General features: G+C 40.6%; 15 protein-coding genes. 7 read left to right on the top strand and 8 right to left on the bottom strand.

Annotation, left to right across the window (positions count from 1 at the left end):
* Positions 1–405 precede the first annotated feature (405 nt).
* The 4 genes from A33I_RS18545 to A33I_RS18530 form a co-directional block, all read right to left on the bottom strand.
* The gene (locus A33I_RS18545) at positions 406–1,308 is read right to left on the bottom strand and encodes a polysaccharide deacetylase family protein (protein WP_022629812.1); all 903 of its coding nucleotides are present in this window, start codon (positions 1,306–1,308) and stop codon (positions 406–408) included.
* A 40-nt stretch (positions 1,309–1,348) separates the two neighbouring features.
* Positions 1,349–1,687, bottom strand: coding sequence for a hypothetical protein (locus tag A33I_RS18540; RefSeq protein ID WP_012957513.1), 339 nt, complete (start codon positions 1,685–1,687; stop codon positions 1,349–1,351).
* 153 nt (positions 1,688–1,840) lie between these two features.
* Complete coding sequence (locus tag A33I_RS18535; RefSeq protein WP_420796766.1) at positions 1,841–3,196, bottom strand: sodium-dependent transporter; 1,356 nt, start codon at positions 3,194–3,196, stop codon at positions 1,841–1,843.
* A 156-nt stretch (positions 3,197–3,352) separates the two neighbouring features.
* Entirely contained in the window at positions 3,353–3,754 is a 402-nt protein-coding gene (locus A33I_RS18530) for a thiol-disulfide oxidoreductase DCC family protein (RefSeq protein WP_022629810.1), read from the bottom strand.
* Between the two features lie 167 nt (positions 3,755–3,921).
* Here A33I_RS18530 and glcT point away from each other — a divergent pair, with 167 nt between their 5' ends.
* From glcT to mreBH, 3 genes are all read left to right on the top strand, one after another.
* Positions 3,922–4,752 carry a glucose PTS transporter transcription antiterminator GlcT gene (glcT, locus tag A33I_RS18525; protein WP_022629809.1) on the top strand — a complete coding sequence of 277 codons (831 nt, stop codon included), beginning with the start codon at positions 3,922–3,924 and terminating at the stop codon, positions 4,750–4,752.
* Positions 4,753–4,963: 211 nt separating this feature from the next.
* Positions 4,964–6,994, top strand: coding sequence for a glucose-specific PTS transporter subunit IIBC (ptsG, locus tag A33I_RS18520; RefSeq protein WP_022629808.1), 2,031 nt, complete (start codon positions 4,964–4,966; stop codon positions 6,992–6,994).
* A 454-nt stretch (positions 6,995–7,448) separates the two neighbouring features.
* On the top strand, positions 7,449–8,456 hold the full coding sequence (mreBH, locus tag A33I_RS18515; RefSeq protein ID WP_012957508.1) for a rod-share determining protein MreBH: 1,008 nt from the start codon (positions 7,449–7,451) through the stop codon (positions 8,454–8,456).
* Between the two features lie 41 nt (positions 8,457–8,497).
* Here mreBH and rbsK read toward each other — a convergent pair whose 3' ends face one another.
* Both rbsK and A33I_RS18505 read right to left on the bottom strand, forming a co-directional pair.
* Positions 8,498–9,400 carry a ribokinase gene (rbsK, locus tag A33I_RS18510; protein WP_022629807.1) on the bottom strand — a complete coding sequence of 301 codons (903 nt, stop codon included), beginning with the start codon at positions 9,398–9,400 and terminating at the stop codon, positions 8,498–8,500.
* Positions 9,401–9,426: 26 nt separating this feature from the next.
* Positions 9,427–9,669: a hypothetical protein gene (locus A33I_RS18505; RefSeq protein WP_031311848.1), complete on the bottom strand. Its 243-nt coding sequence runs from the start codon at positions 9,667–9,669 to the stop codon at positions 9,427–9,429.
* 93 nt (positions 9,670–9,762) lie between these two features.
* Between A33I_RS18505 and A33I_RS18500 the strand changes: the two genes are divergently transcribed.
* From A33I_RS18500 to A33I_RS18490, 3 genes are read left to right on the top strand one after another with little or no spacing between them, the layout of a single operon-like run.
* The gene (locus tag A33I_RS18500) at positions 9,763–10,227 is read left to right on the top strand and encodes an AarF/UbiB family protein (protein WP_031311847.1); all 465 of its coding nucleotides are present in this window, start codon (positions 9,763–9,765) and stop codon (positions 10,225–10,227) included.
* On the top strand, positions 10,152–11,156 hold the full coding sequence (locus A33I_RS18495) for an ABC1 kinase family protein (RefSeq protein ID WP_338012143.1): 1,005 nt from the start codon (positions 10,152–10,154) through the stop codon (positions 11,154–11,156). The genes A33I_RS18500 and A33I_RS18495 overlap by 76 nt, the downstream gene beginning before the upstream one ends.
* A gap of 14 nt (positions 11,157–11,170) precedes the next feature.
* Complete coding sequence (locus A33I_RS18490) at positions 11,171–11,407, top strand: hypothetical protein (protein WP_022629805.1); 237 nt, start codon at positions 11,171–11,173, stop codon at positions 11,405–11,407.
* 145 nt (positions 11,408–11,552) lie between these two features.
* Here A33I_RS18490 and A33I_RS18485 read toward each other — a convergent pair whose 3' ends face one another.
* Positions 11,553–12,311: a DUF1835 domain-containing protein gene (locus tag A33I_RS18485; RefSeq protein ID WP_022629804.1), complete on the bottom strand. Its 759-nt coding sequence runs from the start codon at positions 12,309–12,311 to the stop codon at positions 11,553–11,555.
* Between the two features lie 454 nt (positions 12,312–12,765).
* Here A33I_RS18485 and A33I_RS18480 point away from each other — a divergent pair, with 454 nt between their 5' ends.
* Positions 12,766–15,177 (top strand): S8 family serine peptidase, encoded by a 2,412-nt coding sequence (locus tag A33I_RS18480; RefSeq protein ID WP_022629803.1) that lies wholly within the window; start codon positions 12,766–12,768, stop codon positions 15,175–15,177.
* Positions 15,178–15,222: 45 nt separating this feature from the next.
* On the opposite strand, the gene A33I_RS18475 is transcribed toward A33I_RS18480, so the two are convergent.
* Positions 15,223–16,620, bottom strand: a complete 1,398-nt coding sequence (locus A33I_RS18475; protein WP_022629802.1) for a Glu/Leu/Phe/Val family dehydrogenase — start codon at positions 16,618–16,620, stop codon at positions 15,223–15,225.
* Positions 16,621–16,732: the final 112 nt, after the last annotated feature.

The following is a 16,732-nucleotide window of genomic DNA, read 5'->3' as shown; positions in this document are numbered from 1 at the left end:
GAAGAAACTGCCCTTTTTTTTATTTTTTTAATCATTTCCTCAGGCCACTAAAAAAACCATGGGTTTATCAGTGGCCTCGCCTAGAGCAGGGGTGAGATCCCACAGGGCAAAAAAGCCCGAGGAAGCTCAGCAGCTCACCGCGGAAAGCGAAGCATATTTCAGGAGCGGCAACTATGCTATAAACCATATATAGGCACTTTGTGTTAAGTAGATTTTGAAGCTATAACTTCATCACTACACATAATAATTACAAAAAGCAATACCATCGCGAATGAACTACGTGCAGACTCCGATGGGCCTAGAGCAAGTATGAGATCCGCAGGGCCTTACATGTTACAGCATGTTTGAGTTTTCCATTTAGTCGAGTTTTATTGACCGAACCCCGGCGTTAAGTATGTCTAAGCCTTACTTCAACTCAACATCTTGAAGCTGGACAAATTCAAACCCCTGTTCTTTAAGAAGCGGGACAGCTTCCTTTACCCCGCCTGCCGTTCCACTTTGCGGTTGATTCATATGCAAAAGAGCAATAGAGCCTGGCTGGGCTTGAAGTAATGCGTTCGTTACTTGTTCCTTGCTAAACGTTGCCCCTGCATCACCTAAAATATCAAAATTCACGACTTCATACCCTAGAGATTCAACAAGACTGACAGCCACTTCATCATAATAGGCCGTTCCTGAGCGAAACAAAGACATTTCTTTCCCGGTCAGCTTATACACTCGTTTGTGGTTGCCCAACACTTCCTGCTGTGCTTCTTTCGGGCTTTCTGTTGCTTCTATACCCCATGCCGTTCCTCCGTTTACCGAAAGTGGTACATGCTGTGTTCCGTGATTCTCAATTTGAAACAAAGGCTCATCCGCTAACATTAGAAAGAGCTCTTCATTTTCATCAATCCATCGCTGATTTACAAATAACGTAGCAGGTATCTGGGCTTCTAGTAAGTATGTGATCAGCTCCTCGTCATAGCCATTGCCATACGGACCACCGCAAGCATCAAACGTCAGTGCGATCTGCTGTTCATCTGTATCCATTTTCGTTTTCACTCCATCAACATTTTCGCCCCACTGACTAGGTTCACGTTCAAATGGGCTCAGATCAAGATCGTAATTGATCGTAGTCTCTTCCACCTCCCTCTGATTCACATCGGGCTGATCTTCTTCTTTAGAAGCCGCTTCCTCTTTAGGTGGCACATTCTCAGACTCATCATCTGAGGGCTCTTCACCTACTTTACATGCTTGAATGATCAAAACGAATATCAACGCTAGTACTATAAACCCTAACCTTCTCAATTTATAACCACTCCAATACATAAGGAACCCCCTAAGCCGCAAGTACTTAGGGGGCTGATATTTATTCATTTTGAGCTGATTGCTCCGCTTCTTTTTCTTCTTGCATCTCATACCAGTCATCAAGAACTTTTGCGTCCAAAATGCGTGATTCAATGTAGGATTTCTGCTTGTCGGTAAACAGTGACTTCCAATCAAATTCATTGTCTTCTGTAATGCTAACGACTGTCAACAATTCTTGCCAGGCAACATAACGTTTATACCAGAAGAATTGCGGCTGCTCAGTCATGTAAGGATAGAGGTCATCAAATTCCGTGTGTTTACAATCAATCGTTCGTTCAAATTGTTGTTTTGCTTTTTCTAACCGTTCATTTAGGTAAGCTTGAAATTTGTTTGTCTCCATAAGGTCCCCTCCCCATTGATGCCCTTAGATGCATCTCTTGTTTACCTATTTTAACACGTTAAGAGGATTTGAAAAACATAAATGTATCAGAAAATTATGTCATATCTATGCCACAAAAAAAGAGCAGCCCCTAACAGACTGCTCTACTCCCTTTTATCTAAACATACCTATGGCATCTAAAAAGACAACAATAATTGCAAGCGGCGTCACATATTTTAGTAATACGTACCACACCATAAATAATTTTGACCCTATAGACGACCCTTGTTTTAATTCTTCAAATAACGTTGTTTTAGACATCTTTAAAGGAATAAAGATTGAAATTAACAGTGCTCCAAAAGGCATCAAAATGTTACTCACCAAATAATCAGCGTTATCAAAGAATGTCCGCCCGAATATCTGTACATCTGCCAATGCCCCGTATGATAAACAAGCAGGAATCCCTAGTATGAAGATTAGAAGACCTACAATCCAGCTTACTTTCGGGCGTTTTGTGATATCTTTTTTTACTCGTGTCGCAACAATAATCTCTAGCATTGAAAAAGCGGATGTAAGTGCTGCAAAGACAAATAAAACAAAGAATGCGATCAAAAAGATTTCACCAAATACCATTTGTTCAAAAATGGCTGGAAGTACCACAAAGATTAATGGCGGCCCTTCACTTGGTTCAAGGCCAAACGTAAAGACTCCAGGAAATATAATCAGTCCCGATAAAAGAGCAACAAAGATGTTCATAATTCCAATTGATGCAGCTGACAATGACAGACTTTGTGTTTTTGGTACGTATGAGCTGTACGTTACCATAATGGAAACACCTAGTGATAAAGCAAAGAATGCTTGTCCTAATGCAAATAAAACCGTTTCTGATGAGATATTTGATACATCAGGAAGCAGTAAGAAACGCACACCTTCCATCGCACCATCTAATGTAAGAGATCTGATAGCAATAACAATAAGTAAGATAAATAACGCAGGCATCATAATCTTACTTGCTCGCTCAATCCCTTTTTGCACACCCTTTGATACAACGAGAATGGTGAATACAATAAAGAGCAGCTGTGCTCCAAGTGTTGGCACAGGGTTCGCAATAATTTCTCCAAAGCGCTCACCGTATTGCTCCACTGTCAGCCCAGACAATTGCCCTGTAATAGAATGGAATAAATATAATAAACTCCATCCACCTACCACGCTATAAAAGGATAAAACAATAAAACATGTAATTACGCCGATCCAGCCTGTTGAAACCCATGCTGTTTTAGGTGCTAATTGTTTGTAGGTAGAAATAGCATCTTTTCCGGTATGCCGGCCCAGTAAAAACTCGCCAATTAATAGAGGCAGCCCAATGAGTGCAGTAAACAAAATAAATAAAAAGAAAAAAGCACCCCCACCGCTTGTTCCGGCTACATAAGGAAATTTCCAAATGGCTCCAAGCCCGATTGCAGTACCAGCGGTCGCATAGATAAACCCTAGTTTTGACGACCATTGTTCTTGTTGTTTCAACCTGCTCAACTCCTCACTTTCACTACTATAAAACGTTCGACTGACGAAACTCTTTAACCCTTCAACGCGTCCGCCATTTAAACCATTCCACATATAATAACTTCACTATAGTAGCAAAGCAATACTGGCAGAACAACCGGAAATTTCTTACCATTCTAACTTCTATTAGTCAAGGAAACGCTTTCTCTCTTCTGGCGCAGGGATTCTGCAGCTTTCTTTTTTTCCGAAAAATTGATACCTACGCTTAGCAAACTGCCGGTACAAAGCATCCCGCAATGGCTTAGGCAAAATGACAAATAGGCGGAAAAACTGCCAGCCAAGCGATAGTTTTGGAATGATTTTCAAAACTGCTGTGCTGTATGTATAGACCTTGCCATGTTCTATTACAATAATAGAATCAACCGTTGCTGAAATCTTATACCGTTTCATTATTTCTTTTGCTTTCTCTGACTGCAATGAAGCGAATTGAAATTGTTCTTCTTTCTCATGTTTTAAAATAAAATCAACAGCTACGTTACATACATTACAAACCCCGTCAAATAATAAAATAGGTTTCTCGTTTGACATGACTCCCTCACCCGCCCTTTTTCTTCATCCTTTTTTGTTGGCTCTACTTATATCCTCGCATTCATCGTATCATTTTAAAAAAGAAATATAATGATCTTTTATTGACCTGATCTAATAAAAACAGCTATTATGATACCTACTTATACCTTACTGAGAGGAGGGGCAGTATGCTTACTGTTAAAAAGGTCTTAAATAACAATGTGTTGATAGCGGAGCACCCGGAATATGCTGAGGTCATTTTGATCGGGAAAGGACTTGGTTTTGGCAAAAAATCTGGTGAAGAAGTCGCTGGTGAGGTTGCTGAGAAATTCTTTGTATTAAAAGAGGAAAAGGAACAAGAACAATACAAGCAGCTGCTTGATTATGTAGATGAAGCCTTTATCGGTCTTATGAATGATGTTATCTCAATGATTGAAGAGAGGTTTAAAGTGCGGTTGCATGAACATATTCATATTGCCCTGACTGATCACTTATTCTATGCAATCAAACGCATTCACCAAGGGTTTGATATTAAAAATCCATTCCTTCCAGAGACCGAATTAGCTTACCCAGATGAATTTGAAATGGCCCAAACGATTATTCGGCATATGAATCAAGAGCTTACACTTAATATTCCTGAAGGAGAAATTGGATTTGTAGCCCTGCATATCCACAGCGCCCTTACCCGGAGGCCGCTTCAGGAGGTAAATCGACATACTCGTTTGATCAGTGAACTCGTCGGAGTCATCGAAAGCTCATTAGGGATCTCTATTGATCGTAAGGATGTGGATTATCTGCGTTTAGTTCGTCACCTTCACCATGCAATTGAGCGGATTAACAAAGAAAAATATGAAGACAATCAAGAAGCTTTAAAAAGTGTCTTGCAATCTGAATATCCTGTATGCTACAATTTGTCCTGGAAGCTGATCAAGATTATGCAGCAAGCTTTAAGGAAAACGGTTCCAGATGCTGAAGCAGTTTATTTAACGCTTCATTTACAACGTTTATCGAAGCAGTAATTAAATACTCAATACGTTTCTTTTTTACGTGTTACTGGTTATGCAGGCATGAGAGGAAAAGAAAGCGGTCACATGAATTGAACAAGAAGTATGCCTTCTGACATATTTCGTTATTCAGTTGATGTGTTCGCTTTTTCCACTCATGTCTTTTTTGTTGTTTTAAAGATCAGCTTACTACTTTAAATTCTAAACAAAATTGGAGGAATGTTACATGTTTAAGCAGTCTTTTAGTGTATTGCAGCGTGTCGGTAAAGCATTGATGCTTCCTGTTGCTCTCTTGCCTGCTGCAGGTATTCTGCTCGCATTAGGAAATGCGATGCAAAATCCAGACTTAACAGCACGCCTTCCCTTTTTAACAGCAGATTGGATTGTGCTGTTAGCAAGTGTAATGGAAAGTGCAGGAGACATCGTATTTGCGAACCTGCCTTTACTATTCGCGGTTGGTGTTGCGATTGGATTATCAAATGGAGACGGGGTTGCAGGTCTTGCTGCTCTAATTGGGTACCTCATTATGAATGTAACAATGAGCGTTCTAGGAGGATACGGCGAGTGGACACCGGAGATGATTGGTGCTGACCCTGGTATTTCTTCTGTACTAGGAATCCCTACTCTTCAAACAGGTGTGTTCGGGGGTATTATAGCCGGGCTTCTCGCCACCTACACCTATAAAAAATTCTTTAATATTGAATTGCCTTCTTACCTAGGTTTCTTTGCAGGTAAACGATTTGTACCGATTGCTACAGCGTTTTTTGCTTTATTCATCGGGGTTATTCTCTATTGGATATGGCCTACGATTCAAGTTGGACTAAACAACCTGTCCTACTTAATGGTTGAGTCTAATCAAACATTATCAGCCTTTATTTTTGGTGTGATTGAACGTGCGTTAATTCCATTTGGACTTCACCACATTTTCTACTCACCATTCTGGTTTGAATTCGGACAGTACACTAATGCTGCCGGACAAATTGTACGAGGCGATCAAACAATTTTCTTTGCACAAATTCGTGATGGTGTTGAGCTTACAGCTGGTACGTTTATGACTGGTAAATTCCCATTCATGATGTTCGGTCTGCCTGCTGCTGCTCTAGCAATCTATCACTGCGCACGTCCTGAACAAAAGAAAGTCGTGGCAGGAATTATGGGTTCAGCAGCCTTAACATCTTTCTTAACTGGTATCACTGAACCAATTGAATTTAGTTTCTTATTTGTAGCACCATTATTATTTGCGATTCACACGGTGTTTGCTGGTTTATCGTTTATGATTATGCAGATTCTAGATGTTAAAATCGGAATGACTTTCTCCGGCGGTGTAATTGACTTCCTACTATTCGGGGTCCTTCCTAACCGTACGGATTGGTGGATTGTTATTCCAGTTGGACTCGCATTCTCAGTTATCTATTACTTTGGTTTCCGTTATGCGATTAAGAAGTTCAATCTAATGACTCCTGGTCGTGAAGAAGTAGCCGAAGACGCTGATACGACTAGCGTTTCAGCTGGCGATCTTCCATATAACGTCCTTCGTGCTCTTGGAGGAAAAGAAAATCTAGTAAACCTTGATGCGTGTATCACTCGCTTACGTGTAAGTGTTAAAGACGCTGATCAGGTTGAAAAAGACACCTTAAAGAAACTTGGTGCCTCTGGCGTTATGCAAATGGGCAACAATATTCAAGCGATCTTTGGACCACGTTCAGATCAGATTAAAACACAAATGCATGATATTATCAGCGGGCGTACGCCGGTAGCAGAAGAACCTGTTGAAACGGTAGAAGCGGTAGCTGGCGACATTGATTTTTCAATGCCAATCTCAGGTAAAGTTCTTCCAATAACTGAAGTTCCGGATCAAGTATTCTCACAAAAAATGATGGGTGATGGGTTTGCGATTGAACCTGCTGAAGGTGTCGTGCATTCTCCAATCTCAGGTAAAGTTGTGACACTATTCCCGACAAAGCATGCTCTTGGCCTAGTAACAGACGAAGGAAAAGAAGTATTGATTCATGTCGGCTTAGATACAGTGAACTTAAAAGGAGAAGGATTTGACGCTCTTGTTTCAGAAGGCGATCACATTAAACAAGGCCAAGAGCTATTGCGCTTTGATTTAGAATTCATTAAAGAAAAAGCAACCTCTTCTATTACTCCGGTTGTCTTTACTAACTTAACCGAAAATGAATTTATTGAAGTGAAAAAAACTGCTTCTGCTAAACATGGTGACAAAAATATTGTCTCTATCAAACAAGCAAAATAATTTTTTAAAAAAATAATTGTTTTTAGGTTTAATTGATTTCAAGGCGGGTAATTATAAGACTAGACAGGCGCTAAGAAGTAAGGCTTGAGCACCCTTACGACTCCCCCGCCTAGCCTAACAAGCAATGAGCATCACCCTCCCCCACCTTATGTGGAAAGACCTGGCTGCGGCTGGGTCTTTCTTGTGTTTATATTTATTTAGCATAGACAATCTAATATAGTAATAGCTTCTAGCAAGCAAGAGGAAAAACCCGCACCAAAAGACCTACCAAAGCCTTATATTAGCAAGGTTTGGAAGATTTTTAGATAAATTTATAACAAGTCCCATACATCTCTCATATTCTTACATAGAAGATAAGCGTTACGCCCCTTTGAATCTATCCGAAGGACTGTTAAACTAGCTTACTATGAAGACTTTTATAAGATGACTTTTAAATGAAAAGTTGGTGAATACTATGTGGTCAAATGCAGAATTAGGAATTGACTTAGGAACAGCAAATTTACTTGTTTACAGTAAAGATAAAGGTATCGTTTTAAATGAACCCTCCGTTGTAGCATTAAACACAGAAACACGTGATGTGCTTGCTGTTGGTGCTGAAGCAAAAAGCATGGTAGGAAAAACTCCTGCTAATATTGTAGCTGTACGCCCTCTACGTGATGGTGTCATTGCAGATTTTGATGTGACAGCTAGTATGCTGCGTGCCGTAATGAAAAAAGCGAGCAAACAGCTTGGTTTATCTTTAAGAAAGCCGAATGTCGTCGTGTGTGCGCCGTCTGGCTCTACCTCTGTTGAACGCAGAGCAATCCTTGATGCTGTCAGAAGCTGCGGTGCTAAAAATGTACACATCATTGAAGAACCTGTAGCAGCAGCAATTGGTGCAGACTTACCAGTAGATGAGCCTGTAGCCAATGTTGTAGTTGATATTGGCGGAGGTACCACGGAAGTCGCGATCATTTCATTTGGCGGGGTTGTCTCTTGTAACTCTGTCCGTATCGGCGGAGACAAGCTAGATGATGCGATCATTCAACATGTACGTAAATCCTACAATGTATTAATCGGTGAACGTACTGCAGAACAAATCAAAATGGAAATCGGTTATGCTCCTATTGAACATGAAGAGCTGACAATGGAAGTACGCGGTCGTGATTTAGTGAATGGTCTTCCTAAAACCATCACTCTTCACTCGACGGAAATTCAACAAGCATTAAGCGAGTCTCTTCTGCAAGTGCTTGAAGCAGTAAGAGCTACTCTTGAGGACTGCCCTCCTGAACTAAGCGGTGATATTGTTGACCGTGGTGTAATGATTACAGGCGGCGGTGCTCTATTAAACGGTATTCAAGACTGGTTCTCAGAAGAGATCTCAGTTCCTGTTCACCTTGCTCCAAATCCACTTGAATCAGTGGCTGTAGGTACAGGACGTTCATTAAAGTTTATCGACAAACTGCAAAAAGCAACAGTCTAAACAAAGAAACGACTCATCGCATATGACGATGAGTCGTTTTTCTATTGCTTTTGTATGAAGGCTTCCACTTCTCCTTTTGTAGGGATCGAGGCTTGAGCACCTAGTCTAGATATAGCAACCGCTGATGCTGCTGTTGCAAATTGCAGGGCCTCTTCTATTGCCTTGCCAGCTGTTACACCAGCAATAAAGCCGCCAATAAATGTATCACCTGCTGCGGTTGTATCGACAATATTTTTTACAGGATATGCAGGAATTCTTAACATTTTATCCTGCGTAACATAAAGAGAGCCTCGCGCCCCGAGAGTTAACAGGACAGCTCTAGCGCCTAGCGAAACCAACTTTCTGGCAGTGTCTTCTTCTGAAAGCTCATCTGCTTCTGCACCCATTATTTCCTTTGCCTCAACTTCATTAACGACTAGCACGTCAACCAATGGATATAAGTTGTGCGGAATAAATGCAGCTGGTGCAGGATTAACCAGTACCTTCACACCACGTTCATGAGCAAGCTGAATCGCTGCTTCGGTTACGCTCCAAGGAATTTCATTTTGCACGATCAGCCAATCGATTCCATCTAATTCCTCTGGGTTGACCAGTGTGACATATTTATTCGCACCTTGTGATAAAATAATTCGATTTTCCCCGTTTTGTTCTACCGTAATAATAGCAGCCCCAGATGCGCCTGATGTTCTTTTCACATAACTAATATCTACTAAATTAAGTTGAAGGGAATGGATCAATTCATCTCCATAAAAATCACGCCCGACTGCTCCAACCATCGTTACCTTTGCTCCTAAACGGGAAGCCGCAACCGCCTGATTGGCACCCTTCCCTCCCGGAAACCATGCAAGCTCTGAGCCGTTCAGTGTTTCACCAGCATGCGGATAACGTTCTACCTGTACGACTAGGTCACTATTTATACTTCCTACTACCATTACTTTAGCCATAACATGTCTTTATCTCCTTCTCCTTTTTAGTCGTTTCTATAAGAACGTCTATTTATATATTCCTCGTTAAGACCTAATTCTTTATTCAACAGCCATTCCATTTCTTCAAGATCTCTGCGAAGGACAATGGGATCGTATTCTGACCATTGTATTACGTAAACAAAATAATAAGACCCTATCTTGCTAAATATAACAGGAGAGCCTGGAAAGTGATCAAAATACGCTTTTATACGATTTCTTTTCATATAGGAATAACGTTCAAGTCTCACTTTATCACCCGCTTCCCCCAACACAAGGCCTTATATATGCACAATCATTATACAGCATGTATAATAAAATAAAAACTGAAGGTGATTGATTCTGTGAAAAATTTGCCTATTTATCGAATGTTCACCATCGTCTTCATGAGTATAAAGTTCTTCTTACAAATTATTCGATTCCAAAGAAAGCATCAAAACCACTGGGACGAAGAGAAGTGGAACAGCCTCCTGCACCAGCAAGCACGAGAATATAAGCAAACAGCTTTAAAACTTGAGGGCTTGCTTATTAAACTAGGACAATTCCTTGCTGCTCGTGCCGATCTCCTCCCAGAAGTCTTCTTAAAAGAATTGGTCGATTTAATAGATCATGTTCCCCCCGTTCCATGGACTCAAACTAAAAAAGTCCTAGAAACAGAATGGGACACCTCTTATGAAAATGTTCTTCAATCAATTGAAAAAGAACCTATAGCTTCTGCTCCCATTGGACAAGTATACAAAGTGTTATTTTTAAAGAAAGATATGCAAACTCTGCTTATGTACACATCCCTGCATTTAACAACGAACTAACAACCGCTAAGGTTCTAGTCATGGAATGGATAGATGGCAAAAGCGTAATCGATACAGAGCAAATCGAAGTTATTCCTTACTCAAAAGAAGAGCCTTCTAAGCGAATCCTCACTATTTTTCTTGATCAATTATTACAAGAAGGAATTTTTCACGCAGACCCTCATCCCGGTAATATCCTGCTAAAAGAGGATGGGACGATTGTTTTAATTGATTTTGGAATGGTAGCTACTATCAAAAAAGAAGATAGCAGGGAGCTGCAAACTCTCGTAGAAGCACTTGTAATAGGTGATTACAGCCAAGTTGTTGAATCGCTTGAACGTTTACGCTTCCTTTTGCCAAATGCAGATAAACAGCAGATAGAAAGAATGATCCGCCAATTTCTAGATGTAGCTCTCACAGCAAATATTAATGGCTGGGACGAGGACGTTATGAACCAGCTATTAGCAGACTTCAGGCTGCTGCTTAAAGATCTTCCTGTTCAAATGCCTAGTGAATTCGCTTTTCTCGGCAGAGCTGTCTCAACTTTAACAGGAGTATTATACAGTATTGATCCTAAATTGGATCTATTCGAATTAGGTAAGCCGATTGTCCTTGATTGGTTAGAACGAAACCGAGAGAAGGATGAATACTCATCCTTCTCTCATTGGCTCAGAAAGTATGGCGCTCCTATATTGAGGTTCCCTAGCAAACTGGATGCACTTTTTGATGAACCAAGATTATATCGAGAACTTCAAGAAAAGCAGCATAGGGAAAATAGAGAAAACGAGATACTAAAATGGTCGAGACATTATTCATTTCTATTTACGTTAATCGGCTTGATTGGAATCTTGACAGCTTTATTTTTTGATCATACTGCATTGTTGATTGGGAGCAGTATTCCTTTGGTCATCGGTGGAATTTCTTTTTATGCAACAACCAAAAGACTTTAACTGGAGGGATCTTTATGCAAAAGAAGCTAGAAACGACAGAAAAAGTTGGTGCAAAGGAGATTAAAATTGAAGGTTTGGAGGATGGCTACCGCGTTACGGTTCGTGCTGATGAAGAAGAGTTACGCAAACACCGCCGTATTGGCGGAGCATCTATCAACTTGCTTCGTCAATTCGAAAAGGCAGGCTATAAACTCCCCTTTCCATTCTCATGGATTCTCACATTCTGGAACAGATATAGTAAGCGACCATAGATGATGGAGAGCTGCTCTAGTTAAGCAGCTCTTTGTTTCTTTATGTGGAGTGGCTCAATTCTACTAGACATGGGCGTAATGAGCTCTCTAACCGACTCATAAAACGCGTGAATGATACAATGGACTTCTTACACAGGCTCTCTAATTAAGACTTCAAGACAATTTTACCGGACATAGGCTGCTTGTCATCCTTCTCTATCCAATCAATTAACTTCATGTCATGCAGCACATATAATCTCCATAGAAAAAATGGAAACGGCAGATGAGGAATTTTTCCATACATCTCTCCGACTAAAGCAGCCGCTTCATATACGTCGTTATCTTTTATATTCGATAAAATGATGGGATCATAGTGATGAAATGAAGGATGTTCAAAGATAAAGTCTGCCTGCCGCACTCTCAGGTCGCTTTCTTTTTCTTTTACCAATTCCCATGACTTTTGAAGCTGGGAGATTGCATCGTTTGTTAGCTCTACTGGGTTAAAATGAGCTTCCAACCGCTCAGGCGGCAGCTCCCGAATTAATAATGGCCCCCTTACCCTGTTTACCTGCAAAGAAAAACTACCTCGAGCTAGCTCTAGTTTAGAAAGCAGATACATAAACGCCAGCTCATCCGCCGCTTCTTCACCAAGCCAAAAAATTACTTTTTTCTGATAATTTATTAGATTGTTAATAGTATCTGCTTGTTCGTTCAGCATGTTCTTTAACGCTTCTCGCTCATTTTGGTCGCTCTTTGTTCCAAACGCTTGGCTAAGCTGCTTTAGCCTTAGATCCTTATCTGAAAGATTACCAATTTGTAAATAAGGTTCGAAAACAAATACCTCTCCGGAAAAAGGCAAGATTGTATCTTCGAACGCTTGAGTGAACGTTGCTTTCGCTGCATGAGAAAAAAGGATGTGGATCATAGATAACTCCTCCCTTTCTTATCGTTATGACGATGTCATTGATACCATTAAGGATAGCATGCATATTTTATACCCTCCAACTCCCTGCTCCTCTAAAAAGTTTCGTATTTTAAAATATTTTATTCACTAAATATTACCGCCCCTAAACAAAACAGCCCTTTAAACCTATAACTTAATACTCATTTACAATATTAGTATACTAATAGTTTTGATCCATTAAGGTAATTATTAATTGAAATAAATGAGTTTCTTATATATGCCTTTAGTACCACTCGCCTCATTTTTAAGCATTTTTTTACAGCATAAGGAACTAAGACTCAATTTAGGGAAATCATGAAGGAATATGTAAAAATTAATAGAATATTGCCATTACAACGAAAATAATTGCGTTCTTGTGCAGGATCCCACCAGAAAGCGACTATTTTCTACTTAATCTAAGGAGATGATCTATTAAATGAAACGAACCTTCCAATCGTTCGTCATCTATACATTAGTGTTGGCCTTAGCACTTACTAGTTTCGGCACAGCATCTCTTGCTAATCAGACGAACACACCTCTTGCAGAAATTATGGGAGAGATTGATACGAAATCATCTGCTCCTACAACGGTTATTGTTGAGTTAGAAGAAGAATCAATTGTAGAAGCAAAACACAAAGGTAAAAACCAAACAAAACAAAATTTAAAAGCAAAGCGTGATCAAGTTAAAAACAATGTGTTAAAGGAAACAGCTTCTAGTAAAATCGGACAAGAATACGAGTATATCTTCTCTGGATTTGCTGTAGAGTTAAAAAGAAACGAAATTCCAAACCTTCTAACAATCCCAGGAGTTAAAGCGATCTATCCTGATGTTGAATACAAAACGACAACGATTGATGAAGGATTTATGATTGAAGAGGATGCATACAGCCCGGCAATGCTTGACAGTGCTCCACATATCGGTTCAAACGATGCATGGGATGCAGGTTTTACTGGTGAAGGCGTAACGGTTGCTGTAATTGATACAGGTGTCGATTATACTCACCCTGATCTTGCACATGCATTCGGAGATTACAAAGGATGGGACTTTGTTGATAACAATGATGACCCACAAGAAACACCTCCAGGTGACCCGCGCGGCCGTCAAACAAACCATGGTACGCATGTTGCTGGAACAGTTGCTGCTAACGGTCTAATTAAAGGTGTCGCACCAGATGCTACCCTTCTTGGATACCGCGTTCTTGGACCAGGCGGAAGCGGAACAACTGAAAATGTTGTAGCAGGTATCGAGCGTGCCGTTCAAGACGGTGCAGATGTTATGAATCTATCATTAGGAAATTCTTTAAATAACCCTGACTGGGCAACAAGCATCGCACTTGACTGGGCAATGGCTGAAGGTGTTGTTGCTGTTACATCAAATGGAAACAGCGGTCCTAACAACTGGACTGTAGGTTCTCCAGGTACTTCTCGTGAAGCAATCTCTGTAGGCGCAACTCGCTTGCCTTACGAAGTATACAGCGCAGACATTTCAACTGGCTCTGATCAAGCATTTGACAGCGCACAAGTAATGGGCTTTTCATCAGTTGAAGAATTATTAGCATTAGACGGAGAAGAAATTGAGTTTGTTTATGCAAACCTTGGTGGTCCAGCAGATTTTGAAGATGTAAACGTTGAAGGTAAAATCGCTTTAATCATACGCGGTGAATATCCTTTTGTAGAGAAAGCTGAAAACGCGAAAGCAGCTGGAGCTGTTGGAGCGATTATTTTCAATAACGTTGAGGGAGTAATGCCAGAAGTTCCTGGTATGGCCGTTCCTACAATTATGTTATCAAACGCTGATGGCGTAGCAATGCGTGATGGCGTTGAAGACGGCTTTAATACAGTAAGCTTCTCAATCGAATTTGATAAAATGGTTGGCGAAACAGTTGCTGACTTCTCATCTCGCGGTCCTGTTATGGACACATGGATGATCAAGCCTGACGTATCAGCACCTGGTGTCAATATTACAAGTACAGTTCCTACTCACCAAGCAGGTAACCCGCATGGTTATGCAGCACTTCAAGGTACAAGTATGGCAGCTCCTCACGTGGCAGGTGCAGCAGCGCTTATTCTTGAAGCGAACCCTAACTGGGGAGTAGATGCTGTTAAAGCAAGTTTAATGAATACAGCAGAAAACTTATATGATGCGAACGGAAACCTATACCCTCATAATACACAAGGGGCAGGAAGTATCCGTGTGCTAGATGCAATTGAAACAAAAACACTTGTGACTCCTGGAAGCCATTCGTTTGGAGTATTTAGCAAGAAAAAAGGAAAGCAAACAGAACGTCAGCACTTTACGATTCATAACCTATCAAATGAACGCAAAGCTTATTCGTTTGATGTTAAATTTGAAAAAGGTGCAGAAGCCATCAAAGTAAACACAAGTAAAAACTTACGCGTACAACCGAACAAAACACAGAAAATCAACTTCAATGTTCAAGTGGATGCAAGTAAGCTCGATTCTGGATACTATCCAGGAACTATTGTTGTAAGTGATGGGACAAATTCGTTTGAGGTTCCTACTATTCTGTTCGTACAAGAACCAGACTATCCTCGTATCACTTCACTTGCTTACAACACTAACCCTGCGACTGGTGATCTAGTTGGTTCAGCTTATGTACCAGGCGGTGCTGAGGAGCTAGATTTCTGGGTATATACTGAAACTTTATCATCTCCAGTAGGTGGTGCTTTCGTAGATACAAATATTGCTGCAGGTTATTATGATTTCACTTATGATCTAACGATTAATGGTGAAGCATTAGCTCCAGGGAAATATCGTCTTGTTGCCTTCTCAACGAAAGCAGGTAAAACTGATTATTCGTATGGCGATGTATTTACAGTCGAATAATTTTAAAGGCTGACTCTTATCACAGAGTCAGCCTTTTTATTACCTTTAAAACAATTTACCGTGACGGTATAAAAGACTTGTCAATCTTTCTAATGACAACGTAAAACAGGTCGTCCTCATCGTTTGACCGACTGATGAGAAATACGTATCATAGACATTTTTTAATGTCTCTATCATTTGTTTGGACATGTTTTCGATGATTTCTTCTTCAGTAAATAACTCTGTCACCCGGCTTTGTTTCCATTCTAAATAAGACACAATAACACCGCCTGCATTGGCCAAAATATCTGGAATTACAACCGTGCCTTCACGTTCGAAGTAATCATCTGCTTCTAGTGAAATCGGTGCATTTGCTCCTTCTATCAGCACTTTGGCTTTAACATCTTCCATATTATCTTGATGAATTTGACCTTCAATCGCAGCCAGAATTAATACATCTGTGTCAATGGTTAACACGTCCTCTACAGGCTTCACTTGAGCGGTAACCCCAGCTTCTAGAAGCTGCTCTCGATTGGACGGAAGGTCCCGTCCGTTCTTTGTATACTCGATCAGCTTTTTCACATCAAGACCATCTTCATGATAGAGAGTAGTAAAACGATCAGATACCGCAACTACCCGGTGATTATATTCCATATATTGGTACGCTTCAAGAGCTGCCACTCCCCCCACGTTACCAAAGCCTTGGACAGCGACACGAATGGCCTTTCCATCCTCTGCCTGCTGTCTCAATGTTTTTAAAGTGTCCCATTGTTTATGACGATTAATATCTGTTCCGTTTGCGTGAGTGCCTGACCATTGATCTAGAAGCCAAGAATAACTTAAAAAGGTCCCTCTTCCCGTCGCTTCCCGTCTTCCACGTGCTCCGCCATTCTCTACGCTTTTCCCTGTAAATGATCCTAAATATGGTTCACCTGGGTGGATGGTCTTGAATTCTCCTACCATCCAATCAACAATTTTCTCATTTGTGCCTAAGTCCGGTGCCGGGATATCATGATTCGGGCCAATATCACGAGAAAAACGCTGGACATATTTTTTACTAATTAAGTTTAATTCTTTATCTGTGAATTTGCGCGGATCTACATGAACTCCGCCTTTTGCCCCGCCGTATGGAAGCCTGTGCAAGGCATTTTTTAAGGTCATAAGTATAGCTAGATTTTCAACTTCTGCTTCATTGACAAATTCACTAAAACGAATACCGCCTTTATAGAAGCCGCTAATATTATTGTGCTGCACCCGGTATGCCGGAATCCGTACAATGCCGTCTTTCTCAGTAGATACTCGTATGTAGCTTTTAATTACTTTATCCGTTGTTTTTAGGATTTCTTTTGCCGATCCACAAACGAATCTTCTTTTTTCATCGTCTTCAATGCCTAAAAAACTGCTGCGCTCAGCTAAGTCACTCATTACCGTTTCAATTAAGGCTTGTGTTTCAGTTCGCTTCACATTATCCCCTCCCAAAATCTGCTTCTATACTACTTATTCCCTAAATGCTGGCTGGAAAACCCTTTCTTAACCACAAAAAAGACCTCCAAAAATTCGGGAGGTCTGATAATTA

This window comes from Alkalihalophilus marmarensis DSM 21297 (assembly GCF_000474275.2).
GTDB classification, from domain to species: domain Bacteria; phylum Bacillota; class Bacilli; order Bacillales; family Bacillaceae_D; genus Alkalihalophilus; species Alkalihalophilus marmarensis.
Note: the sequence above shows the minus strand (reverse complement) of the source record. Positions and strands in the feature narration are given on the sequence as shown.